Raw genomic sequence first — 22420 nt, forward strand, 5'->3', positions numbered from 1 at the left:
ACCCGCCCGTCCGCCTCCGGATACCGTCAACGGGTGACCAGCCAGCCCCACCGCCCGAGCCCCCACCAGGACGCCCCCGAGCTCTTCACGTGGGAGTTCGCCACCAACCCCTACCCGGCCTACGCCTGGCTCCGCGAGCACGCCCCCGTCCACCGGACACGGCTCCCCAGCGGTGTGGAGGCCTGGCTGGTCACCCGTTACGCCGACGCCAAGCAGGCTCTCGCCGACCAGCGGCTCAGCAAGAACCCCGCCCACCACGACGAGCCCACGCACGCCAAGGGCAAAACGGGTATCCCCGGTGAGCGCAAGGCGGAGCTGATGACGCATCTGCTCAACATCGACCCGCCGGACCACACCCGCCTCCGCCGGCTCGTCTCCAAGGCCTTCACGCCCCGCCGCGTCGCCGAGTTCGCGCCCCGTGTGCAGGAGCTCACCGACGACCTCCTCGACCGGTTCGCCCGCAACGGCTCCGCCGACCTCATCCACGAGTTCGCCTTCCCGCTCCCCATCTACGCCATCTGCGACCTGCTCGGCGTCCCCCGCGAGGACCAGGACGACTTCCGGGACTGGGCGGGCATGATGATCCGGCACGGGGGAGGGCCGCGGGGCGGGGTCGCGCGGTCGGTGAAGAAGATGCGCGGCTACCTTGCCGACCTCATCCACCGCAAGCGTGAGTCGCTCTCCGCCGAACCGGCCCCGGGCGAGGACCTCATCTCCGGTCTCATCCGCGCCTCCGACCATGGCGAGCACCTCACCGAGAACGAGGCCGCGGCGATGGCGTTCATCCTGCTGTTCGCCGGGTTCGAGACAACCGTCAACCTGATCGGCAACGGCACCTACGCCCTGCTCACCCACCCCGAACAGCGCAACCGCCTCCACCGGGCCCTCGCCACCGGCGACCGCAGCCTCCTGGAAACCGGGGTCGAGGAACTCCTGCGCTACGACGGCCCGGTGGAGCTGGCCACCTGGCGGTTCGCCACGCAGCCGCTCACCATCGGCGGGCAGGACATCGCGCCCGGCGACCCCGTGCTCGTCGTACTCGCCGCCGCTGACCGGGATCCGCAGCGGTTCGCCGATCCGGACACCCTCGACCTCGCCCGCCGTGACAACCAGCACCTCGGCTACGGGCACGGCATCCACTACTGCCTCGGCGCGCCGCTCGCCCGCCTGGAGGGGCAGACCGCCCTCGCGACCCTCCTCACCCGCCTCCCGGACCTCCGACTGGCCGTGGACCCCGGCGAGTTGCGATGGCGCGGCGGCCTCATCATGCGCGGACTGCGCACGCTGCCTGTGGAGTTCACTCCCATCTCGTAAACCGGCCCCCCGGCCCCGGATTCGACTGGAACCCTCCACTCCGGCACCGAAAACGTGACACGACCTCAACTCTGTGATCTTCACGTGATCTGTGCGGCATTAACTTGTGACAAGTGATCGACTGCCGATACGTTCACCCAGCAGCGCGACGTCGAACACCACCCGCCGCGCCGGTCACTGCTGTCTCGCGAAAGGTCCCCGCATGCTCTCCGGGAACGGTCGTCACCGTCGCCCCCGTCAGGCTCCGGCTCTCGTTGTCGCGGCCGGCGTGACCGGGTCCGCCATCGCCATCCCACTCCTCGGCGCCACCGGCGCGAGCGCGGCCAGCGGCACGACGTGGGACCGGGTGGCGGAGTGTGAGAGCGGCGGCTCCTGGAGCGCCAACGCGGGCGACGGGTACTACGGAGGACTGCAGTTGTCCCAGGAGAACTGGGAGCGGTACGGCGGCCTCACGTACGCGGCCAGAGCCGACCAGGCCAGCCGTTCGCAGCAGATAGCCGTCGCCGAGCGGCTCCTCGCGGACCAGGGCGTGGGCGCATGGGGCACCTGCGGGCTCACCGCCGGTCTCGACGCCGACAAGGATTCGGCCGACGTGGACACGGGTGTGGCCGGTGACACCTCGTCGGACACTTCCGAGAGCCTGCGCAACTCGCTCGGCTTGTCCAACTCGTCCGGTTCCTCCAGCTCACCCGATTCATCTGATTCGGCAGAGTCTTCGCCTGAATCCACCGAGCCGTCCCCTTCATCTGGCTCGTCATCGAATGCGGCGGACGGTTCCGCGAGCCCGACGCCCGCCGGCTCCACCTCGGACAACTCGCAGGGATCCGACAGCTCGCCCACAGTCACCCCAAAGGCAACGGACTCGGACAACTCGGGGCAGAGTGAAGGCGATTCCGGTCTGATCGACACCGGTACGGGCAAGCATCGCGGCGACAGCGCCGACGAGGATGCCGCCGGCGCTCGTACGACCGAGTCCTCGGGTCGCCACGCCTCGCGCGACAGCGCCTTCGCGCGCGATGTCGCCGACGGGTCGTACACCGTGCGCGAGGGGGACAGTCTCTGGGGTATCGCCGACTCCCATGGCGTCCAAGGGGGATGGTCCGTGCTGTATGCGGACAACAAGGAGATCGTCGGCGCCGACCCCAACCACATCATCCCCGGTCAGACGCTGGATGTCGGGGGCGAACCGGGCGAAAAGTAGCGGGAGTTCACGTCATACTTCGCGCCTAATGTCCTGTTTGGTGAAAGTGTGGGATGAGTCTCAGAGGCCCTGATTCTCTTTGAAATTCCGCCAATCGCGTGTCTACGGTCATGACCGCTCGCCAACGCGAGCCCCGGCTGCCGCAACGCCGAATCCTGCCAGCGGCCGTTCGGGAACAGTCGTCGCGTCAAGCGCCGTAGGCAGGAGCGGGGGACCCAAGGTAAGCGCCGCACCGGACAGTTGAGCCGGTACGGCTTGGGGTGAAGTCACGCCTCTCCACAGGGGCGTGGCCGGGCAACTCAACCGGCCCGAACCCGACAGCTCACCTCGCAGGCGTCGGTGAGGGGATCCATCCATGCTGTTTTCCAGCAAGGGCAAGCACCGTCGTCCGTCCAAGGCTGCTCGCGTCATAGCCGTCGTCGGCGTCACCGGCGCCGCCGCCGTCGCGGCCCCGCTGATGGCGGCCGGCAGCGCCTCCGCCGCCACCACCTCCGAGTGGGACGCCGTCGCCCAGTGCGAGTCGGGCGGCAACTGGTCCATCAACACCGGCAACGGCTACTACGGCGGTCTGCAGTTCTCCGCCTCCACCTGGGCCGCGTACGGCGGCACGCAGTACGCCGCCACGGCCGACCAGGCCACCAAGGAGCAGCAGATCCAGATCGCCGAGAAGGTGCTCGCGGGTCAGGGCAAGGGTGCCTGGCCGCACTGCGGCACGGGCCTGTCGAACGCCACGTACACCGGCGGTGGCGCGAGCGACTCCTCCTCGGAGGGCTCCTCGCAGAGCGGCACCGAGACCACCACCCGCTCGACCGAGCAGCAGCCGGCCTCCCGTTCGCAGGAGCGCCCGGCGCAGAAGACCGTCACCACCCCGACCGGTGAGAAGGTCGAGAAGGGTGACGGCGAGTACAAGGTCGTCACCGGCGACACCCTCAGCACCATCGCCGCGGAGCACGACGTCAAGGGCGGCTGGGAGAAGCTGTTCCAGCTGAACAAGGGCATCGTCGAGGACGCCGACCTCATCTACCCGGGTCAGCAGCTGCACCTGAAGTGATCCGGATCCACCCGGGTCGGCAGCTTCGCCTGACCTGAAGTGATCCGGGCTTCGCAGACCCCCGTGAGGGTCCCCCGTCCCCACAGGCCCCCGCCCCGGTGCGTGTTCCCCCGTACGCGCCGGGGCGGGGCTTTTGTGTCACCGCTCGTGCCTCGTTCTTCGCTCGGGGCCCTCGTTCTTCGCTCGGGCCCTCATTCTTGAGGAACCGTCTTTGTTCCGTTCGGAAACAATTTACGATCGGTTTCGTCCACGGGGTGGGCGACCGGCTGGCCGATCCCACGGAGCCGGTTAGGCTCATCTCGCAGAGCCGCTGCGGTCCTGCTAAACCGCGTCACATCCACGAAGGAGATGCTCGTGCCGTCCATCGACGTCGTCGTAGCCCGGGAAATCCTGGACTCCCGAGGCAACCCCACGGTCGAGGTCGAGGTCGGCCTCGACGACGGCAGCACGGGTCGTGCCGCCGTCCCGTCCGGCGCCTCCACGGGCGCCTTCGAGGCCATCGAGCTCCGCGACGGCGACCCCAACCGCTACCAGGGCAAGGGCGTCGAGAAGGCCGTCCTGGCCGTCATCGAGCAGATCGGCCCTGAGCTGGTCGGCTACGACGCCACCGAGCAGCGTCTGATCGACCAGGCGATGTTCGACCTGGACGCCACCGACAACAAGGGCTCCCTCGGCGCCAACGCCATCCTCGGCGTCTCGCTCGCCGTCGCGCACGCCGCCTCCGAGGCCAGCGACCTGCCGCTCTTCCGCTACCTGGGCGGCCCGAACGCGCACCTGCTGCCGGTGCCGATGATGAACATCCTGAACGGCGGCTCGCACGCCGACTCCAACGTGGACATCCAGGAGTTCATGATCGCCCCGATCGGCGCGGAGTCCTTCTCCGAGGCCCTGCGCTGGGGCACCGAGGTCTACCACACCCTCAAGAAGGTCCTGAAGAGCAAGGGCCTGGCCACCGGCCTCGGCGACGAGGGCGGCTTCGCCCCGAACCTCGGCTCCAACCGCGAGGCCCTCGACCTCATCCTCGAGGCGATCAAGGAGGCCGGCTACACCCCCGGCGAGCAGATCGCCCTCGCGCTCGACGTCGCCGCGTCCGAGTTCTACAAGGACGGCTCCTACCTCTTCGAGGGCAAGGCGCGCTCGGCCGCCGAGATGACCGAGTACTACGCCGAGCTGGTCGACGCCTACCCGCTGGTCTCCATCGAGGACCCGCTGTTCGAGGACGACTGGGAGGGCTGGAAGACCATCACCGCCAAGCTCGGTGACAAGGTCCAGCTCGTCGGCGACGACCTGTTCGTCACCAACCCCGAGCGCCTGGCCAAGGGCATCGAGGAGGGCGCCGCCAACGCCCTGCTGGTCAAGGTCAACCAGATCGGCTCGCTGACCGAGACCCTGGACGCCGTCGAGCTCGCCCAGCGCAACGGCTTCAAGTGCATGATGTCCCACCGCTCCGGCGAGACCGAGGACGTCACCATCGCCGACCTGGCCGTCGCCACCAACTGCGGCCAGATCAAGACCGGCGCCCCGGCCCGCTCCGAGCGCGTCGCCAAGTACAACCAGCTGCTGCGCATCGAGGAGATCCTCGACGACGCCGCGATGTACGCCGGCCGCAGCGCGTTCCCCCGCTTCAAGGGCTGAGCAGCGCTTCAAGGGCTGAGCAGCGCTTCAAGGGCTGAGTAGCGCCTCGTAGGAAGCGTCGTACACGTACGTCCCCGTACTCGGTCCCGTACCGTGTGCGGGGACGTACGCGCGTGTGTGACGGGAGTGGGAGATGGCCGCCAGGGACCGGGACCGTTTCTCCACCACGACCAGGATCCGGCTGCTCGGCGAGCAGACGGCCGCCCGCGTCTACCGCTCCCAGACCCGCCGCCAGGCCCGCCGCTCCCGGCTGACCGGCCGCGCCGCACTGCTCGCGCTCGTCGTCTGCTCGCTGGTGGTCGCCCTCGCCTATCCGATAAGGCAGTACGTCGCCCAGCGCGCCGAGATCGCCGACCTCCAGCGGCAGCAGGAACAGGCCCGGCAGCGGGTCGAGGAACTGCGCGACCTCAAGGCACGCTGGCAGGACGACGCGTACGCGGAGCAGCAGATCCGGGAGCGACTGCACTATGTGATGCCGGGGGAGACCGGTTACATCGTGATCGACCCGGACGCGGCACAGCAGTCGCGCGCCGACTCCGGCGCGGCCGACCGCCCCTGGTACGCGAACGTCTGGGACGGCGTCGACAAGTCCGACGCCTCCGACCAGTGAACACAAGAGAAAGAACGTCATGGAGACCCCCCCGCCGCCCACCCCGCGCACCGAGCCCACCGACGCGGACGTCGAGGCCTTCAAGCAGCAGCTCGGCCGGCCGCCGCGCGGGCTGCGCGCCATAGCGCACCGGTGCCCGTGCGGGCAGCCCGACGTCGTGGAGACGGCCCCGCGGCTGCCCGACGGCACGCCCTTCCCGACGCTGTACTACCTGACCTGCCCCAAGGCGTCCTCGGCGATCGGCACTCTGGAGGCGAACGGCGTGATGAAGGAGATGACGGCCCGCCTGGAGACCGATCCCGAGCTCGCCGCCGCCTACCGTGCCGCGCACGAGGACTACATCCGGCGCCGGGACGAGATCGAGGAACTGAAGGGCTTCCCGAGCGCCGGCGGCATGCCGGACCGGGTGAAGTGCCTGCACGTCCTGGTCGCCCACTCGCTGGCCGCCGGCCCCGGCGTGAACCCCCTCGGCGACGAGGCCCTCGCCATGCTGCCGGAGTGGTGGCGCAAGGGTGCCTGCGTGACCGTACCGAACGAGGAGAACGACCAGTGACCCGAGTGGCCGCCATCGACTGCGGTACGAACTCCATCCGGCTGTTGGTCGCCGACGCCGACCCGGCCACGGGCGAACTCGTCGACCTGGACCGCCGTATGACGATCGTGCGGCTCGGCCAGGGCGTCGACCGCACCGGCCGCCTGGCGCCCGAAGCCCTGGAGCGGACCTTCGCGGCCTGCCGCGAGTACGCCGCGATCATCAAGGAACACGGCGCCGAACGGCTCCGCTTCGTCGCCACCTCCGCCTCCCGGGACGCCGAGAACCGGGACGACTTCGTGCGCGGCGTCATGGACATTCTGGGCGTCGAGCCCGAGGTCATCACCGGCGACGAGGAAGCCGAGTTCTCCTTCACCGGCGCGACCAGGGAACTGGCGGAACACGACCATCTCCCCAAGCCCTACCTCGTCGTGGACATCGGCGGCGGCTCGACCGAGTTCGTCGTCGGCGAGGACCACGTCCGCGTGGCGCGCTCGGTCGACGTCGGCTGTGTGCGGATGACCGAACGGCACCTGGTCCGTGACGGCGTGGTCTCCGACCCGTCGACCGAGGAGCAGATCGCGGCGATGCGGGCGGACATCGAGGCGGCCCTCGACCTCGCCGAGGTGACGGTGCCGCTGCGCGAGGCGCACACGCTGGTCGGCCTGGCCGGCTCGGTGACGACGGTGTCGGCGATCGCGCAGAACCTCCCCGAGTACGACTCGGCCGCGATCCACCACTCCCGTGTCTCCCACGACAGGGTCCGCGAGATCACCGACTGGCTGCTGCACTCCACCCACGCCGAACGCGCGGCCGTCCCCTCCATGCACCCCGGCCGCGTGGACGTGATCGCAGCGGGCGCCCTCGTCCTGCTCGCGATCATGGAGCGGATCGGGGCGGAGGAGGTCGTGGTGAGCGAACACGACATCCTCGACGGGATCGCGATCAAAACGGCAGAGGACGCCCAATAGCGTTCAGCGGTACTTCTCGGGTTGATGACGGCGGTGGCGTTCGCCGCGTACTACAGGTTGCGGTAGACGTCCCGCCGGTCGCCCACCTTGACGACGAGGATGACGAGTTCACCGTCGTTGATCTGGTAGGCGACCCGGTAGCTTCCGACCCGGAGCCGGTAGAGTCCCGACGGGCCGGTGAGTTTCTTGATGTCGGCGTCCTCGCGGTACGGGTCGTCGCCGAGTGCGGTGAGCGCGGTCAGGATGCGCATGGCGTCGGGCCGGCTGATGGCCCGGAGCTGCCGCTGCGCCGCCGTGGTGAACCGGAAGGCGTACTTCACGCCGCCTCGCCGTCATGCTCGGTGAACAGATCCGCCAGTAGTTCCGCCATCGTCACGGTGGGACCGCCCTCGGCCAGGACTGCTTCGGCTTCGCGCGCCAGCATCACGTCGGCCGCTTCCTCCAGCGCTTCGAAGTCCGCGATCGGCACCACGGCCGCCACCGGAGCGCCGTTGCGCGTGATGACCGTCGGAACGCCTTCCTCGGCCCGATTGATGTGGTCCGCGAGGTGCGCGCGGGCTTCCCGTACGGTCACTGTGTTCTCGGTCATGGCGCCAGTGTACGCGCTTCCGTGTACACGAGACAGGGAGTCGCATACGTGAGCAATCCTCGACGGAATCGCGTGGTCCATCGCCTGAACGATCTGCCAATCGGCCGCTCCTCGAGCCGGGCGTCCGCGCGGATGCCCGGGGCTCCGGTGAGTCCTGGTCGGTGACGCAGGTCGCCCGCGCAGGGTGGTCCGGGTCTCGTTTACTACTGGCCAGTAGTCATCAGTTGAGCAGGTCGGCTAGCGTATGAGCTCATCCGAAGGGCCTCCGTGAGCCCCTTCGCGACACCCCGTCGGAAAACTTCGTGAAGTTCTTCACAAGGAATTGGGCCCCGCCGGAGGGTGGAAAGGGTCCAGTTGCCCCCTCCGGGGGCCCAACAGCCCTTGAACGCGTTCAGAAGGCTGCTGTAGGGGTGTGCTGGAAGGCTCTCGCGGAGGCGTGTTTCGACCGGCTCGCAGGGGGGCCGGCGACCCAGAGAGGCAGCTCACGCGGCATTGACAACGGGTCGTGCCGCCCCTCGGTTCCCGGGCGTGACCATGACCTGCGTCACGCGGGCCGGGGAGTGTAACACAGGGCATGCAGGAGCTTGTGAAGGGGCGCACGAACTACCCTCCTGCGGCAGGTGGATACTCGATGGCATGAGCACCACGGAGCGTCCCAGGATCCTCGTAGTAGGCGGTGGGTACGTAGGCCTGTACGCAGCTCGGCGCATTCTCAAGAAGATGCGCTACGGCGAGGCGACCGTCACGGTCGTCGACCCCCGGTCGTACATGACCTACCAGCCCTTCCTTCCCGAAACCGCCGCCGGCAACATCTCCCCGCGACACGTCGTCGTCCCGCTGCGACGCGTGCTCCCCAAGGCGGAGGTGCTCACCGGCCGGGTCACCACCATCGACCAGGACCGCAAGGTCGCCACGATCTCCCCGCTGGTCGGTGAAGCGTACGAGCTCCCCTTCGACTACCTCGTCGTCGCGCTCGGCGCGGTCTCCCGCACCTTCCCGATCCCCGGCCTCGCCGAGCAGGGCATCGGCATGAAGGGCATCGAGGAGGCCATCGGTCTGCGCAACCACGTCCTCGAGCAGCTCGACAAGGCCGACTCCACCACCGACGAGGAGATCCGCCGCAAGGCGCTCACCTTCGTGTTCATCGGCGGTGGCTTCGCGGGTGCGGAGACCATCGGCGAGGTCGAGGACATGGCCCGCGACGCGGCGAAGTACTACAACAACGTGTCCCGTGAGGACATGCGCTTCATCCTCGTCGACGCCGCCGACAAGATCCTCCCCGAGGTCGGCCCCAAGCTCGGCCAGTACGGCAAGGAGCACCTGGAGAGCCGCGGCGTCGAGATCTACCTGTCCACCTCCATGGACTCCTGCATCGACGGCCACGTGGTGCTGAAGAACGGCCTCGAGGTCGACTCCAACACCATCGTGTGGACCGCGGGCGTCAAGCCCAACCCGGTCCTGGCCCGCTACGGCCTCCCCCTCGGCCCGCGCGGCCACGTCGACACGGCGGCGACCCTCCAGGTCCAGGGCACCGACTACATCTGGGCCGCGGGCGACAACGCCCAGGTCCCGGACCTCGTCGGCCGTAAGGCCGGCAACGAGAACGCCTGGTGCCCGCCGAACGCCCAGCACGCCCTCCGCCAGGCCAAGGTCCTCGGCGACAACGTGATCTCCGGCATGCGGGGCTTCCCGCAGAAGGAGTACTCGCACGCCAACAAGGGCGCGGTGGCCGGGCTCGGCCTCCACAAGGGCGTGGCGATGATCGTCATGGGCAAGATGAAGATCAAGCTCAAGGGCCGTCTCGCCTGGTACATGCACCGTGGCTACCACGGTATGGCCATGCCGACCTGGAACCGCAAGATCCGGGTCCTCGCCGACTGGACGCTGGGCATGTTCCTCAAGCGCGAGGTCGTCGCCCTCGGCGCGCTGGAGTCCCCGCGCGAGGAGTTCTACGAGGCCGCCAAGCCGGCGCCGGTCGCTGCCGCGAGCAAGCCGGAGGAGAAGGCCAAGGCCTCCTGACCTCCGGTCACTGAACACCCCGAAGGGGCCGCCTGCCATCCGTGGTGCGGGCGGTCCCTTCGGCGTTTACCCGGTCAAGTCGTCGGCCTGAGCCGGGCATACCGCCTACGGCGATTGAGTAAAAGCGCCCATGTGCCGGTCCAGCCCTACCGGTTGGGTGGAGCACATGGTGGACAACAGACCGAACGCTGCCGTGCCGCGCGCGTGGATCGCGCCGTTGATCTCGACCGTGATCACGCTCCCGGCAAGCCTCCTGGCCCTCTTCTTCGGCGGGCTTACTCCCATGGCCTGCGACGCCTGCAACGGGGTGGAGGCCGAGCGTTTCGACCAGAGCTTCGAGATCGCCTTCACGGTCCTCCAGATCGGCCTCGCGCTGTCCTTCGTCCTGCTGCTGGTCAGTTGGTGCCTGCCATGGAACGAGCAGAACACAATCCGCCGCGGCGCCTTCGCGGCCCTGGCGCCCTGCACCGTGTTGGTCGCCGTTGTCTTCTTCCTAGGGCTGATCGACGGGCCGAACTGAAACGTGCATCACCTCGATATGTCGCGGCCATGCCTGGATGGTCGCCGTCGGCGGAAGCGGAGCGGCAGCGAACAGTAACTGAGTACAAGTGCTCATGTGCCTGGTCCCGCAGTGGTGTTGGGTGGGCTCATCCTCAGTGAGCAGCCATGCTCGGGATGGCTTGAACTCGATCGCTACCGGCATGCCTGCGACTGCGGACTGTCACTGGTGGTCGCTAGAGTTTCAGGTGCGGCATTCGGTTGTCCGAGTGCTCTGGCTGTACGGGGAGGGCGGGGCGCAGTGTTACCGAGCGAGGGCGGATCGACGTCGGGGACGTCGTCGTGGGTGTCCGACGCGTTCGATGCGGCCCGGGACGCTGTCGGCGCCGCCGCTGACGTGGCCACCGAGCTGTCGTCGTTCACGGGGTTCCGGAAGCGTGTTGATGAGCTGATCCGTGACCTGAAGGGATCGGAGGCGGGTCCTGGGAAAGTGGCCCAGGAACAGCTCGTACGCCACCAGTTCGGCGGCGGAGACGAGGCGTGGATGGAGGCGGCTGGCCTCTTCACCGCGTACGAGACGGTGATCGGCGAGTTGGAGACCCTGTCGAAACTGCTGTCGGACTCCATGGAGGGCATGGGCATCGCCGTTCTGGCCTCGCACAAGGGCTACCGGAACATCGACCTCGACATCCGCGACCGTATGGCGGCGATCAGTGCGGAGACGACGAAGCACTACGGCGGCTCCTACGACCCCGAGCTTCCGAACAAGAGTCAGACCAGCGGTGGTTCGACACCGGTGGGCGACGACGCGGGAGGCACAATCTGATGCCGGCCAAGGGGCCTGGTGGTACGTCCTTCGAGGACATGAGCCACGAGCAGATGCTGGCCTGGCTGGACCAGGCGAACGCGGGGACGGTACAGGCCGCCGCCGAGCGGCTGATCTCGGCGGCGAAGGAGATCCGCAAGATCGCCGAGGAGTTGAAGGTCCGTCCGCAGTGGGTGGAGTGGAAGGGCGAGGGCGCGGATGCGTTCCGCACCTGGAGCGCCGATCTGGCCAACTCCACCCTGCGGTTGGGCGATTTCAGCGAGGACGCTGCGAAGTGGCTGAGCCAGACTTCGGGGGCGATCGCCCAGGCGCAGGCGTCGATTCCGCGCGACGCCGGGAGTGCCACGGCGAACCTGGACACGGCGCGTGCGGCGCGCAACGACCCCGATGCGTCGGCAGTGGCGGCCAAGTCCGAGCGGGAGCTGGCGGCGCTCGCGGCGCACAGGGAGGAGGTCCGGCAGCAGGCGGCGGCGCAGATGCGGAAGCTGGGGCAGACGTATGCGTGGTCGGCCACGCAGATGAACGCGTTGGAGAGGCCCAAGTTTCCGCCGCCGCCGGGGGCGCTTGTGCCGAAGAACGACGGTGTCAGCTCGGAGAGTCTGGCCCGGCCAGGTGGTGCGAGTCAGGACGCTTCGGCCGCAGGTGGTGCTGGCTCTGCGACGTACGTGAGCGCAGTCGGCGGAAGTGGGGCGGGTGCCTCATCGCATCAGGCCACGCCGCCTCAGCGCTCCATGCTGCCGGACACTCCGGCTCCGGCCCAGACGCAGATGGGCATTGACTCCGTGACCACCCTGCCGGAGGCACCGCGGACCCCTGCGAGTCCGACGGCCACCCCGCCTGGACCGGCTCGTGCCGATGGCGGAGCGCCGTCGCCGACCGGATTGCTTCCTCCCGCACTCGGCGACAGCAGCACCAGGGGCCGGGCCCCGGCCCTTCCGACCGGACCAGGACGCGCTGTGGCGACTGGACGGACCCAGCTGCCTGGCACCAGCCCCACAGTCCCCAACCCTGGACGCGTGCCAGGCGTACCCCCTGCACCTGCCCCGGCCTCCGGACGTGTACCTGGCGTGCCGGGTGCACCAGGCGGTCAGGACATCGTCGGCGGTCGCCCGGTTGCTCCGTCCGTGGGTAGACCGACCGAAGCCATTTCGCGCGGCTTGGTCGTCGGCAGCGAGAGCGGCGCGGCTGCTCGTGGGCCCATGGGCGCGGTCCCCGGCACCGGCGGACCTGCCGGACGCGCGATGGGCCCGCCGGCACAAAGTCCCGGCCGCCGGGCCGTCGCTCCGCACGGCGGAGCTCTTCCGTACAGCGGAGTCGTGGGCGGCAGCCCGCAGCAGCAGGCGGGCCGTGCGGGAGCGCATTCCGTCGGACCAGTCGGTTCGGGCAGGACAGGGAGCGGTGGCGCTGCCCGAGGCGGCATCGCAGGTGGGGTGCCATCCGGTGCGCGTACCGGTGAAGACCGCAACGGTGCCGCTCCCAGCAGCCCGCCGACTTCGTCCCGGACGGGCAACAGGAGCGGGCAGCACCGCGTTGCGACAGAAGACGAGGAGACCTGGCGGCAGAGCGACGGACGTCGCATCGTGCCGCCAGTCGTCGACTGATGGTGGCAAGCGAAAGGGAATCACATGCTCATCGGCGGTACGCGGTATGGGCGTCGCACGGCTGCGGCATCGGCGGCTCTCGGCGTGCTGCTGGTAGGTGTCGCGGGGGCTCCGGCCCACGCGGAGACGACCCGTGAGCAGCAGTGGCACCTGGATGCCATGAAGGCCGAGCAGATGTGGCAGACCAGCACGGGCGAGGGCATCACGGTGGCCGTGATCGACACTGGCGTGGACCCGAGTAATCCCGACCTGGTGGGACGCGTATTGGACGGCAAGGACTACGCGTCGCGCCGTCCCGGGGATGAGCACACCGACTTCGACGGCCATGGCACGGGTATGGCTGGGCTCATCGCAGGCACTGGCGCCTACGGAGGCGGCAAAGGTGCGTTCGGCCTCGCTCCCGGAGCCAAGATCCTTCCGATTCGGCTGCCCGGCACCGTCGATATCAGCCCCTTTGAGACATCTGCGTACTTGAGTAAGGCAATCCGCTACGCGGCAGACTCTGGGGCCCAGGTCATCAACATCTCGATGAACGGCGGAAGTGATTCGCCGGATTTGAACGCGGCGGTCCGACACGCGCTGGACAAGGGATCTTTGATCTTCGCTGCCGTGGGCAACGACGGAGCAAAGGGCTACGACATCGGTTATCCGGCAGCCGTACCAGGGATTGTGGGTGTTGCAGCCGTCGGTAGAGACCTCCGTAGGACCGCTGAATCCCAGCAAGGCTCCCGAGTGGACATGGCGGCACCCGGCAAAGACATGGTCCACGCCTGCGGCGGCGAGACGGGTCTTTGCAAGACCAACGGCACCAGCGATGCCACCGCTATCGCTTCCGCCAGCGCCGCCCTCATCTGGTCCAAGCACGAGAACTGGTCCAATAACCAGGTCCTCCGCGTCATGCTCAACACCATCGGCGCCCCCACGGACGGTGCCAAGCGCAACGACTCCATCGGGTATGGCATCGTCCGCCCGCGCATCGCACTGCAGGACCCGGGCGATCCGGGACCGGCCGATGTGTATCCGCTTCCGGACCTCAAGGCAGCGTCGGCGTCACCGTCTCCAGAGGCAGCCAGCGCCGGGACGTCGGGTGCCTCACGGAATGTCGACCCAGGCATGGAGGTGGCCAAGCCTGACGACGACGATGGGGTGCCCTGGCTCGCGATGGGCATCGGGGCCGCCGTCCTGCTGGGCGCCGCGATCGCAGCAACCGCGGTGGCACTCAGGCGCCGAAGGTCGGCCGGACCACCACTGTTGGCGGCAGGTTCTGGCCAATTTCCTTATAATCCAATGGAATTTGGACCCTCAGCTGGCACATCGGACCAGGTCGGTCCCCGGGACCGGGGACCGGGCGGCTTCTGAGTGCGGCTTCCTGGACACCGAAGCACCGCTCACGGAGCGAAGCTGAGCAAAGGGCGGGTAGCGTGCTCCCAGATCATCCGGCTGTAACCGGCACGTGCACGACCGCCCAGCACGCCAGGCACCACAGACACGCGATACACAGGACACAGGGGAGGCTCCGCGCATGGCGTGGGAGGAGTGGGAACAGCTGAAGGCCGGCGCGGCGGAGAGACGGTCGACGCAGATGCAGCTCAACCAGCTCTCCGCGGATGGAGGCGGGGGCGGCGGCGAACTGGTGGCGAACCAGGACGACCTCGGCGCCGTCGGCCACGACGCGTTCCTCCTCTACAACGACCTCAGCAAGGACACGGATATCGCCGGCGCCGGCATGAACAAGGACGGCGCCGGCTCCACGATGCAGGCCGCCGCCTCTCTGAAATCACACGGTTTCGAGATGGGCGGCGCCCTGGAGCTGACCGTCGAAGTCTGGACATCCCAGGCCAAGACGGTTCTCCAGGCGTGCGCGCACATTTCCAACCACCTCGACTACTCCAAGAAGCGGCACGCCGCCGACGATGCCGACATCGCGGCCTTGGTCCGCCGCCGTGACGGCTCTGCCATAACCGTGTCCGAGATCAGCAAGTACTTCGAGTAGGGGTGGACCGATGGCCATCAAGTACGTGGATCTGGTCGAGGTAGACCTCGACAGACTCGGCACTGCCGTCTCCGACTGGAAGAAGAGCGTCGACGGCCTCAAGACCGCGGCGAAGAGCGCCAGCGAGGGCATGCAGGCCAAGTCGGACAAGGCGCGGTGGGCCGGGGTGAACGCCACCTTGACGCGCGGCTTCGTCACCAAGACGGCGAAGGAGATCGCGGACCTCCACACCGAGGCGAACAGCATCTGTCGGGTTCTGGACGACGCCCACACGGAACTCGTTTCGCTCCAGAAGCAGATCAAGACCGCCATCCAGGTGGACGTACCGAACCTCGGTGCCCGTGTCGAGGACATCGGCGATGGCACGGTGCGGTGCATCTTCGTGCACATCCGGGGCGACAGCGGCGAGCGCACGCAGGAACAGCTCGACGCCAAGCAGGAGCTGGAGAATCGGATCAACCGGATCCTCGCCCATGCCTCCGAGGTCGACGCGTCGGTGGCGCGTGCACTGCGCAAGAGTCACGGCAACGACCCGCACAACGCCGGGCACAGCTCCTACGACTCCCTCGACGAGGCCCAGGTCGAGCGCGCCGCGGAACTCGCGAAGCTCGGACCGACGATGAGTGACAAGCAGTTCATGGAGCTGAACTCCATCATGAGGTTCAACGCGAAGGACGCGGACTTCTCCACGGACTTCTACAAGTCGCTCGGAGGCCCAAAGGACGCCCTGGAGTTCTACGGCCGCATGTCGCTGGACGGCACGATCGGAGACGACAAGGAGCGGCTCGCCCTCACCCGGCAGCTCCAGCGGAACATGGGTGTGGCCCTGGCCTCGGCGACCGACCTTGGCAACAAGTCGCACCTGCCGGGGAGCTGGGCGACGGAGTTCCGCAAGCTGGGCACGCAGCAGATCCAGCTCTATCCCGGTGGGAGCAGCGCGCCGTACGGCTATCAGCTCCTGGGCGGAATCCTGCGCTACGGCAACTATGACGCGCGGTTCATCAATCCCATCGCCGAGCACGTCGTCCAGCTGCATCACAAGGACCCCTACCGGTTCATGGGCAACAAGCCCACGGCCCCCGGATCCGACCTCGACTGGGGCTTCAACCCATCAGGAAAGAACGGCGCGGGCTACGACCCGCTGACGAGCGTGTTGGAAGGGCTCGGACACAGCCCGGAGGCCGCGAAGAAGTTCTTCACTGATGAGCCGACCGTGTACAGGGAGGACGGCACGGCCAACAAGAACGCCTCGCTCGGCTACGACTATTTCGATGAGCTGAACAAGAAGGACTTTGAGTGGGCCCCGGACAGCCTCGTTCACCTCGGTAGTGACGAGGCCAAGCATGCACGCGAGATGGGCCCCGATGCCCTCGGGCACGCGCTGGAGGCGGCGGTTACCGGCGACGCCTGGGACGCGGGCCCACCGGAGCTGCACCGGGACGAGACGACCCAGGGCATCATGGCGCGCGTCATCGAGCGGTACAACGTCACCGTAGCGGACGGACCGCATGACATTATGAAGGACAGCTTGGCGCGTATGGGGGCTGCCTATATCGACGACCTGAATTACTCGACCTATAATTTTGGCGGCTCCGGTGAAGCCCTGGGACGCGGCGAGATCTTCGGGAACAGCAGTGACGGAAGCCCGCGCAAGGATTTCGGCGAAACAGCCAGCCGGAATTTCATGATGCTCGTCGCGCGCGACGAGGAGGGATATCAGACCTTGTCAGCCGCTCAGCAGGTCTACGAGGCCAGTGGCCTGGCGGTCCACGAGGGCGACAAGGGCTCCGGCCTCGCCTTTGCGCACAACGCATCCAAGGTCCATGGAATTCTCGACGCAACCCGGGAACTTGAGATTCGGTCAGAGTTCAAGGGCGTCGAGGATCAGCACAATCTGGATCTCGAAAAGCAGGGCGAATGGCGCAAGTTCGCCGTCAGTGGCTCGGTCGCCGCAGTCGTGGGTGTGGGGTCGGCCGTGGTCCTCGGCCCTGCGGCCGGATTGGTGGCCGCCACCGCGGTTCCGCTGGTGATGGAGACCGCCGGCGGAGCAGCCAACACCGCTTACGGCACACACACCCTCCAGTATCTGAAGGACAACGAGTGGAACAACGATGCTGACGCCCTCCGGGCCACGCAGACCGTCCGTGAAATCGGCGAGCGGGGCGCTTGGGTACCTGTGCAAAACTACGGCCAGACCATTGGTATGAGCCAAGACGACATGCGGGAGCTACAGCCACAGATCGCGGGTTCCTACTATGACGGGAGAGCGCTGGCGGGAGATCTGGAGAAGGTGGGCTAAGGAATGCGTTTGAAATCCAGCTGGCTGGCGTGGTGCGGGACGATGGCAACGCTCGCTTTTCTGACCGGATGTTCTGATGAACCTTCCTTGCGTGAAAGCTCGCCGATCCAATGGAAGGCTTGCGATATCCTGTTCGGCTCCAAGAACATGACGTCGCTGCGCGACGCGCTCGGCGCAGACGATCTACGCTTCACGAACAAAGCGCTTTCCGTGGACGATCTACGGAAAGAGCTGACCGAAGAAGTAGTCGAGTGGACCCCGACCGCGAAGTACTATTCGCTCAAGGAGTACGCACCCTGCAATCTCTCGGGAGCCACGCAGTTCACTTCGACTGTGGAATGGGCCAAGGACACCCTCACAGCGGTCCAGTCGTCTTCGTCGCCCTGGCGTCACTCCGGCGGCGACGTCTACATCGACGACTCTTCAAGCGGTCAGACCTGGGACACCGATGTCATCTTTCCGTGCAGGGTCAGTGGGGCCGTAAGCGCACAACAGGACCGGATACCTCTCGAGATCAGAGTTCGCGTGGGAACGGCCAAGGTGTCGTCCGCACTTCACGAACGGATGGTCGTCAGCCTGGCCCAGTCGCTGCGCGTTGAGTTGAAGTGTCTCAACAATCCCAACATTCCGAGCGACTTGAAGATCGACCGCTGATCGTATGCGGTCGTCCTTTTGTCCCTTGCGTCCCCCGCGGAGTCCAGGCCAGCGACGCACACAAGTCCTGCGCGATCGTTGCCGAGGCCGGTGTGGTCGGAGCCTGGATCCACCGCGTGAATTCTGATCACGGGTGTCGGGCGGTTCCGGGTGTTTCTTCGGGGTGCGGGCAGCGGCGATTGCCGGGTGGCCGTCCGGTGCGGGGTCTCCGAGGGTCTTTCGGGTCGTGGGCGGGCAGGGTGGTCGTGTGGGTCAGGTGACCATGCGTTGTCCGGTCGCTGTCCACAGGTCTGTGAAGTCGGCTGCCCAGCACCAGAGTTGGGGCAGGTGGAGGGTGATGCGGCGGGCGCCGGTGGCGATCCGGGCGGGGATGTTGATCAGGTGGCGGCGGATGGTGCCGGTGCGTGCCCTGGCGTGGAAGGCGGAGGCGAGGTGGCCGGCGGCGCGGGTGAGGTTGTAGGCGGTGGCTGCGAGGGTGAGCCAGGCGGCGTTCGCGGTGAACTTGCCCGAGGGCAGGTGGGCGAGCGCGGAGTCTTCCAGGTCGGCGAAGACCTGTTCCACAACGGCGTGTTCGCGGTGCATGGGTTCGGCCTGGGCCAGGACGAACGGGCTGTCGGTGAAGATGACGTGGTGGCGCCAGACGCCGAACAGCTCGGCCTGCCCCTCGGGCACGCTCTTGGGGTTCAGCCGTTTCACGCGGCGCACGATCAGCCGGGCGGTGGTGTGGAACGCCTTCTTCTTGCTGGTGAACGCGGTGAACGGGCCCTCGGCGATCTCGGCGTCGGAGATCCAGCGTTCCTCGGCGGCGTCCCACACCGCACTGGTGTACTTGACCGGTGTCCAGGCGGACTCGTCCATGCCCGCGATCGCCTCGCGGATCGTCTTCTTCACCGCCACGGCCAGCGAGAAGTGCGCGCCCGCCTTCCGGCACACGTCCACCACCTTGTGGGAGAAGTACGCCGAGTCCGCACGCACGATGATCTTCGCGGTGATGCCCATCGCCCGGACCGTGGCGAGGGCCTCGCGCAGCAAGCTCGCCGCGCCCTTGCCGGAGCCTGCCGAGCCCTTGCGTAGCCGGGTGGCGACGATGACCGGAGCGCAGGTTGCGGTCTTGACGGTGACGATCTGGAAGTGCAGGCCGCGCTGCTTGGTGTAGCCGAAGGCGGCGCCTTGCTTGGCCGGCCCGTAGACCTGCTTGACCTTGGAGTCGATGTCGACGAACACCACCTCGTCCCGTTTGGGGACCAGGCCGGTGTGTGCCGCAAGATTGCAGGTGAACGCCCGTACCGCGGACTCGAGTTGGCGTACGTGACCCCAGGTGAAGGCGCGCAGGAACGACCCCAGCGTGGACGGGGCGCGCACGCCGCCGAACAAGCGGGACAGGCCACCGTGCCGCAGCACGTCCAGATCGTCGATGCTGTCCGCCCCGGCGATCATGCCGCCCACGATCGACAGGGCCTTCGCGTCGGCTGCCGTACCGGCACCGTTCTTCGCGCCGGTGAGCTTCACCTTCTCGGCCACCAACCGGGGCAGACCGCACCGTTCGGCCAGCCGGATCGTCGGGATCAGCCCGGCATGCGCGATCAGGTCCGGGTCGTCGAACGTGGCGAACAGCGTCGCCGGGCTGTGGGAAACTTTCACTTACGAGGTGCCTTGCTTCGTGGGACTGATGAGGGCGTAGGAACTCCCATCATCCCAGGTCAGCGGGCACCTCTTCTTATTCCGTCGCCCACAGACCGACTATGACGCGGTGGATCCAGGCGGAGAGGGAAGGGTCTCCGGAGCAGCACTGCGCCAAGCTGTGACCAATTTTTCCTACCAACTCGCCCAACATGAGTACAAGTTGGGCCGATGCCGGGACCCTCGCGACTTTCCGAAGGAACTGCCGCGCTATGAGGACGACTGAGGCGAGCGGGGAGCCGTGAAGGACGAGGAGATAGTCGCGCACTTCGACGGCCGTGGCCGTGTCCACCTGCGGTTCGGCCACGTCGACGCCGAGAAGGCTCGCCGCATGGTGGAGATCGCTCACGCGCTCGGCTACCGGCCACTCTCCACCGGTACTCTCCGCCGCGGGGATGTCCCCTGCTTCTACGAACGTGACGACGCCCCTGACGCCCGCCGCCGAGCCGAGCAGACCATCGAACGGCTGCGGGCGGGCGGCCCGGTGCTGCCTGAGGTGGAGCCGCCTCCGCCCCCGCCGCCGTCTCCGGCCCCACCCCTCACACCGCGGCAGTCGGCACCCCGCCCCCGGAGGTCGTTGGAACCCCAGCCGCCTCCACCGGTGACCACGCCCGGGCCCCGGATCCCGCCCCGGCCGCCCTATCCACCTCCACCTCCACCTCCGCCTCCGCCACCGCCTTCCGTCATGCCGGACTCTTCGCCGGAATGACGCTCGAGCACTCGCCTGAGCTCGATCGGGCAGCACCCGGACGCTTACTCGGAAATCTTTCTAGATCAGCAGATCTACGGGGCCAGCGCGCTGGAGGCGCAGGTCCACGGTGACCGCATCAACGAGCCGCATGCTCGGGAGATCGTGGGCACCAGAGCGGAGATCCAGGGAATCCTCGACCAGTTCAGAGCGGATCAAGTTCAGGCCGAGGCGGCCCTCGCGTCTGATGCCGTTCGACCGGACGCGTGACCTGTCGGAACGGGGCCTGGGCAGCGGCGGAGAAAAGCCGGGGTCGGCGGCGGCGGGGCTCCCGCCGGCGGGCGGCGCCGGGCAGCCCCCATATCGCATCCGGGCCACAGATCAGCCTTGGGCAACGCAGCTCAAACGTGGGGACCGATACAAATGCGCACGGCCAGGACGATGGCCAAGGCCAGGGGCCCCAGCAGTGCGAACCGGGCAGGACTGGCGAGGCGGCGGACGCAGGGGGCGAAGTAGAGGGGGATCAATACAGCCGCAGCGAGGCCGACCTGGATCACGGTGACCTTCGCCGACGGGATTACCGCCGTCAGTGGCTGCGCCCAGGCGACGGACAGAACAGCCACGAGAAGGACAGGGCCGAACGTGAGCAGCGCCGCCCAGCTCCAGAAGACCAGGGCGGGACAACGCCAGCCTGGCCAGTCGGCCAGATCGCGGGGTTTGACGTTCCGGGTGACGTTCACGGATCCAGCTTGTGGTCGGCAACCGGATGACGACATGAGTGCGACTACTCATCAGGCCTTCGCCGACTACCCATAGAGGCCAGTTCGGCGTCGCTGCCATCGTCCTGATCGCGCTCTACTTCGCCTGGGCTTCCAGAGTCTCACCAGATCGGCCTGACTTGCGCTACTTGGACCCCTGGCCTGCGCCGTGCTCTTGTTCGTGCTCCTATGGCCGACGGCGAGTGGCTCCGGGAGCCGCCGAGGCTGGCTCACATGTGATGCGCATCGTGAGACGGCTCCACCACTCAATCTCGAAGAGCTGCTACCTCCGTGTGACGCCTTCGACGAACGCGGCAAAGGCATCGGCCGAGACGACGAGTGTGGCCCCGTGTGTAACTTTCGAGTCACGTATGGCCACTTGGGTTCGGAGGGTGGCGATTTCGACGCACTCGTTGCCTTCGCCGCCGCTATGGCTGCTCTTGCGCCATGTCGCAACCATCAGCTCAGTCAATGGAGTTGCTATGCCGGTCATGAGGACAGCTCCTGTCGTGCTCTGGTGATCAGCCGCGATGAGGCGGTCGTGTCCAGGGCTTGGGAACGAAGGTAGTCGAACGTCAACTTATAGGCACTCACGTCCTCCGCGTCATCGAGGTACAGCCCGCGGCGGCGCATCTCGATGTACACGACCGCCATCGAGTTCAAGGGCTCCCGCTCGTCGTCCCGCCCCAGGACCACGAAATGGCTGGCTCCCGCAGCATGGGCTCCGGCGCTGAACGGCAGGATCTGGACGTCGATGTTGGGGCTCTTGGCTGCCTCGTTGAGGTGCACGAGCTGCTGAATCATGACCTCCGTGTCGCCTACGGCCCTGCGTAGGACTGCCTCGTCCAGGACCACCCACAGATGCAGGGCCGGGTCGCGCCGTAGGATGCTCTGGCGCTGCACGCGTGCGTCCACCATCCGCTCGATGTCCTCGTTCGAGCTGCGCACTTCGCGCGCCTGGTGGACGGCGAGGGCGTACTCCTTCGTCTGAAGCAAACCGGGAATCACCGAGTTCGCGAACACGTGCTCGTACGCGGCTGCGTACTCGAAGGAGACGAGCGGGTCCATCCACTCCGGCACCGCGTTGTTGCCCACCCACCAGCCGTCGGCTTGTGACTTGGCGATGGCTACGAGGGCCTCGCATTCCTGGGGCGTTGCCTCGCAGGCGTCAGCCAAGGCCTTGACCGTGGCCCACCGGATGCGGGCGCGGTCCTGCCACGTTTCGTACCTGCTGACTGTTGTGGTGCTGACGCCTGCCTTCTGCGCCACTTGAGTCTGGGTCAGCCTGCATCGCTCGCGCAGTGCGATCAGCCCTCGCGCGATCTGCATGCGGCCGGCTGGTCCCGTCTGCGTAGCGGTCATGTCGCTGATCCCCTCCCCTGGAACCGATCCTTTCGGCCCCTTCCGCAAGCCAACGGCGCCTGACTTTATGGGCTGCTTCGGCCAATCGGACGTGGATCCGAAGCTCGTCACCCACATTGATGAACTCCCTCTACGGTAG

General features: G+C 67.5%; 20 protein-coding genes and 1 riboswitch. Of the genes, 14 read left to right on the forward strand and 6 right to left on the reverse strand.

What is annotated here, in order from left to right; genetic code table 11:
- Positions 1 to 33: 33 nt before the first annotated feature.
- From ACKTSN_RS27875 to ACKTSN_RS27905, 7 genes are all read left to right on the forward strand, one after another.
- Positions 34 to 1314 carry a cytochrome P450 family protein gene (locus ACKTSN_RS27875; RefSeq protein WP_409471617.1) on the forward strand — a complete coding sequence of 427 codons (1281 nt, stop codon included), beginning with the start codon at positions 34 to 36 and terminating at the stop codon, positions 1312 to 1314.
- 202 nt (positions 1315 to 1516) lie between these two features.
- Positions 1517 to 2515, forward strand: coding sequence for a transglycosylase family protein (locus tag ACKTSN_RS27880; RefSeq protein ID WP_409471618.1), 999 nt, complete (start codon positions 1517 to 1519; stop codon positions 2513 to 2515).
- Positions 2516 to 2697: 182 nt separating this feature from the next.
- Positions 2698 to 2866: riboswitch (cyclic di-AMP (ydaO/yuaA leader) on the forward strand.
- A 4-nt stretch (positions 2867 to 2870) separates the two neighbouring features.
- A complete protein-coding gene (locus ACKTSN_RS27885; protein WP_409471619.1) occupies positions 2871 to 3566 on the forward strand; it encodes a transglycosylase family protein in 696 nt (231 codons plus the stop codon).
- Between the two features lie 354 nt (positions 3567 to 3920).
- Positions 3921 to 5201, forward strand: a complete 1281-nt coding sequence (gene eno, locus ACKTSN_RS27890; protein WP_409471620.1) for a phosphopyruvate hydratase — start codon at positions 3921 to 3923, stop codon at positions 5199 to 5201.
- A 133-nt stretch (positions 5202 to 5334) separates the two neighbouring features.
- The gene (locus ACKTSN_RS27895) at positions 5335 to 5811 is read left to right on the forward strand and encodes an FtsB family cell division protein (protein WP_409471621.1); all 477 of its coding nucleotides are present in this window, start codon (positions 5335 to 5337) and stop codon (positions 5809 to 5811) included.
- A gap of 19 nt (positions 5812 to 5830) precedes the next feature.
- On the forward strand, positions 5831 to 6364 hold the full coding sequence (locus tag ACKTSN_RS27900; protein WP_385262334.1) for a DUF501 domain-containing protein: 534 nt from the start codon (positions 5831 to 5833) through the stop codon (positions 6362 to 6364).
- Positions 6361 to 7314 (forward strand): exopolyphosphatase, encoded by a 954-nt coding sequence (locus ACKTSN_RS27905; protein WP_409471622.1) that lies wholly within the window; start codon positions 6361 to 6363, stop codon positions 7312 to 7314. Before ACKTSN_RS27900 ends, ACKTSN_RS27905 begins: the two co-directional genes overlap by 4 nt.
- 50 nt (positions 7315 to 7364) lie before the next feature.
- Here the strand turns inward: ACKTSN_RS27905 and ACKTSN_RS27910 are convergent, their stop codons facing one another.
- Together ACKTSN_RS27910 and ACKTSN_RS27915 are read right to left on the reverse strand one after the other, a co-directional pair.
- A complete protein-coding gene (locus tag ACKTSN_RS27910; RefSeq protein ID WP_402612100.1) occupies positions 7365 to 7634 on the reverse strand; it encodes a type II toxin-antitoxin system RelE family toxin in 270 nt (89 codons plus the stop codon).
- Complete coding sequence (locus ACKTSN_RS27915) at positions 7631 to 7903, reverse strand: type II toxin-antitoxin system Phd/YefM family antitoxin (RefSeq protein ID WP_018385071.1); 273 nt, start codon at positions 7901 to 7903, stop codon at positions 7631 to 7633. Before ACKTSN_RS27915 ends, ACKTSN_RS27910 begins: the two co-directional genes overlap by 4 nt.
- A gap of 636 nt (positions 7904 to 8539) precedes the next feature.
- Between ACKTSN_RS27915 and ACKTSN_RS27920 the strand changes: the two genes are divergently transcribed.
- The 7 genes from ACKTSN_RS27920 (at position 8540) to ACKTSN_RS27950 (ending at position 17793) form a co-directional block, all read left to right on the forward strand.
- Entirely contained in the window at positions 8540 to 9922 is a 1383-nt protein-coding gene (locus ACKTSN_RS27920; RefSeq protein ID WP_409471623.1) for an NAD(P)/FAD-dependent oxidoreductase, read from the forward strand.
- A gap of 166 nt (positions 9923 to 10088) precedes the next feature.
- Complete coding sequence (locus ACKTSN_RS27925) at positions 10089 to 10442, forward strand: hypothetical protein (RefSeq protein WP_409471624.1); 354 nt, start codon at positions 10089 to 10091, stop codon at positions 10440 to 10442.
- A gap of 324 nt (positions 10443 to 10766) precedes the next feature.
- Positions 10767 to 11246: a hypothetical protein gene (locus ACKTSN_RS27930; RefSeq protein ID WP_409471625.1), complete on the forward strand. Its 480-nt coding sequence runs from the start codon at positions 10767 to 10769 to the stop codon at positions 11244 to 11246.
- Between the two features lie 1625 nt (positions 11247 to 12871).
- Positions 12872 to 14206 carry a type VII secretion-associated serine protease mycosin gene (gene mycP / locus ACKTSN_RS27935; protein WP_409471626.1) on the forward strand — a complete coding sequence of 445 codons (1335 nt, stop codon included), beginning with the start codon at positions 12872 to 12874 and terminating at the stop codon, positions 14204 to 14206.
- 163 nt (positions 14207 to 14369) lie between these two features.
- Positions 14370 to 14840, forward strand: coding sequence for a hypothetical protein (locus ACKTSN_RS27940; RefSeq protein WP_409471627.1), 471 nt, complete (start codon positions 14370 to 14372; stop codon positions 14838 to 14840).
- Positions 14841 to 14850: 10 nt separating this feature from the next.
- Entirely contained in the window at positions 14851 to 17139 is a 2289-nt protein-coding gene (locus tag ACKTSN_RS27945; protein ID WP_409471628.1) for a hypothetical protein, read from the forward strand.
- A gap of 3 nt (positions 17140 to 17142) precedes the next feature.
- Entirely contained in the window at positions 17143 to 17793 is a 651-nt protein-coding gene (locus ACKTSN_RS27950; RefSeq protein WP_409471629.1) for a hypothetical protein, read from the forward strand.
- Positions 17794 to 18045: 252 nt separating this feature from the next.
- Here the strand turns inward: ACKTSN_RS27950 and ACKTSN_RS27955 are convergent, their stop codons facing one another.
- The 4 genes from ACKTSN_RS27955 to ACKTSN_RS27970 form a co-directional block, all read right to left on the reverse strand.
- Complete coding sequence (locus ACKTSN_RS27955) at positions 18046 to 19434, reverse strand: IS1380 family transposase (protein WP_409471630.1); 1389 nt, start codon at positions 19432 to 19434, stop codon at positions 18046 to 18048.
- Positions 19435 to 20562: 1128 nt separating this feature from the next.
- Complete coding sequence (locus ACKTSN_RS27960; protein WP_409471631.1) at positions 20563 to 20901, reverse strand: hypothetical protein; 339 nt, start codon at positions 20899 to 20901, stop codon at positions 20563 to 20565.
- Positions 20902 to 21202: 301 nt separating this feature from the next.
- Entirely contained in the window at positions 21203 to 21412 is a 210-nt protein-coding gene (locus ACKTSN_RS27965; protein ID WP_409471632.1) for a DUF397 domain-containing protein, read from the reverse strand.
- Positions 21409 to 22281, reverse strand: coding sequence for a helix-turn-helix domain-containing protein (locus ACKTSN_RS27970; protein WP_409471633.1), 873 nt, complete (start codon positions 22279 to 22281; stop codon positions 21409 to 21411). Before ACKTSN_RS27970 ends, ACKTSN_RS27965 begins: the two co-directional genes overlap by 4 nt.
- Between the last annotated feature and the right edge of the window lie 139 nt (positions 22282 to 22420).

This window comes from Streptomyces flavusporus (assembly GCF_046267975.1).
Classification (GTDB): Bacteria; Actinomycetota; Actinomycetes; order Streptomycetales; family Streptomycetaceae; genus Streptomyces; species Streptomyces flavusporus.

What these genes read in the sequence shown, in the direction of transcription:
- mycP (WP_409471626.1), top strand. Translation starts at nt 12,872, where the DNA reads ATGCTCATCGGCGGTACGCGGTATGGGCGTCGCACGGCTGCGGCATCG.
- ACKTSN_RS27945 (WP_409471628.1), top strand. Translation starts at nt 14,851, where the DNA reads ATGGCCATCAAGTACGTGGATCTGGTCGAGGTAGACCTCGACAGACTC.
- ACKTSN_RS27915 (WP_018385071.1), bottom strand. Translation starts at nt 7,903, where the DNA reads ATGACCGAGAACACAGTGACCGTACGGGAAGCCCGCGCGCACCTCGCG.
- ACKTSN_RS27880 (WP_409471618.1), top strand. Translation starts at nt 1,517, where the DNA reads ATGCTCTCCGGGAACGGTCGTCACCGTCGCCCCCGTCAGGCTCCGGCT.
- ACKTSN_RS27965 (WP_409471632.1), bottom strand. Translation starts at nt 21,412, where the DNA reads ATGACCGGCATAGCAACTCCATTGACTGAGCTGATGGTTGCGACATGG.
- ACKTSN_RS27970 (WP_409471633.1), bottom strand. Translation starts at nt 22,281, where the DNA reads ATGACCGCTACGCAGACGGGACCAGCCGGCCGCATGCAGATCGCGCGA.
- ACKTSN_RS27920 (WP_409471623.1), top strand. Translation starts at nt 8,540, where the DNA reads ATGAGCACCACGGAGCGTCCCAGGATCCTCGTAGTAGGCGGTGGGTAC.
- ACKTSN_RS27925 (WP_409471624.1), top strand. Translation starts at nt 10,089, where the DNA reads ATGGTGGACAACAGACCGAACGCTGCCGTGCCGCGCGCGTGGATCGCG.
- ACKTSN_RS27940 (WP_409471627.1), top strand. Translation starts at nt 14,370, where the DNA reads ATGGCGTGGGAGGAGTGGGAACAGCTGAAGGCCGGCGCGGCGGAGAGA.
- ACKTSN_RS27950 (WP_409471629.1), top strand. Translation starts at nt 17,143, where the DNA reads ATGCGTTTGAAATCCAGCTGGCTGGCGTGGTGCGGGACGATGGCAACG.
- ACKTSN_RS27900 (WP_385262334.1), top strand. Translation starts at nt 5,831, where the DNA reads ATGGAGACCCCCCCGCCGCCCACCCCGCGCACCGAGCCCACCGACGCG.
- ACKTSN_RS27885 (WP_409471619.1), top strand. Translation starts at nt 2,871, where the DNA reads ATGCTGTTTTCCAGCAAGGGCAAGCACCGTCGTCCGTCCAAGGCTGCT.
- ACKTSN_RS27895 (WP_409471621.1), top strand. Translation starts at nt 5,335, where the DNA reads ATGGCCGCCAGGGACCGGGACCGTTTCTCCACCACGACCAGGATCCGG.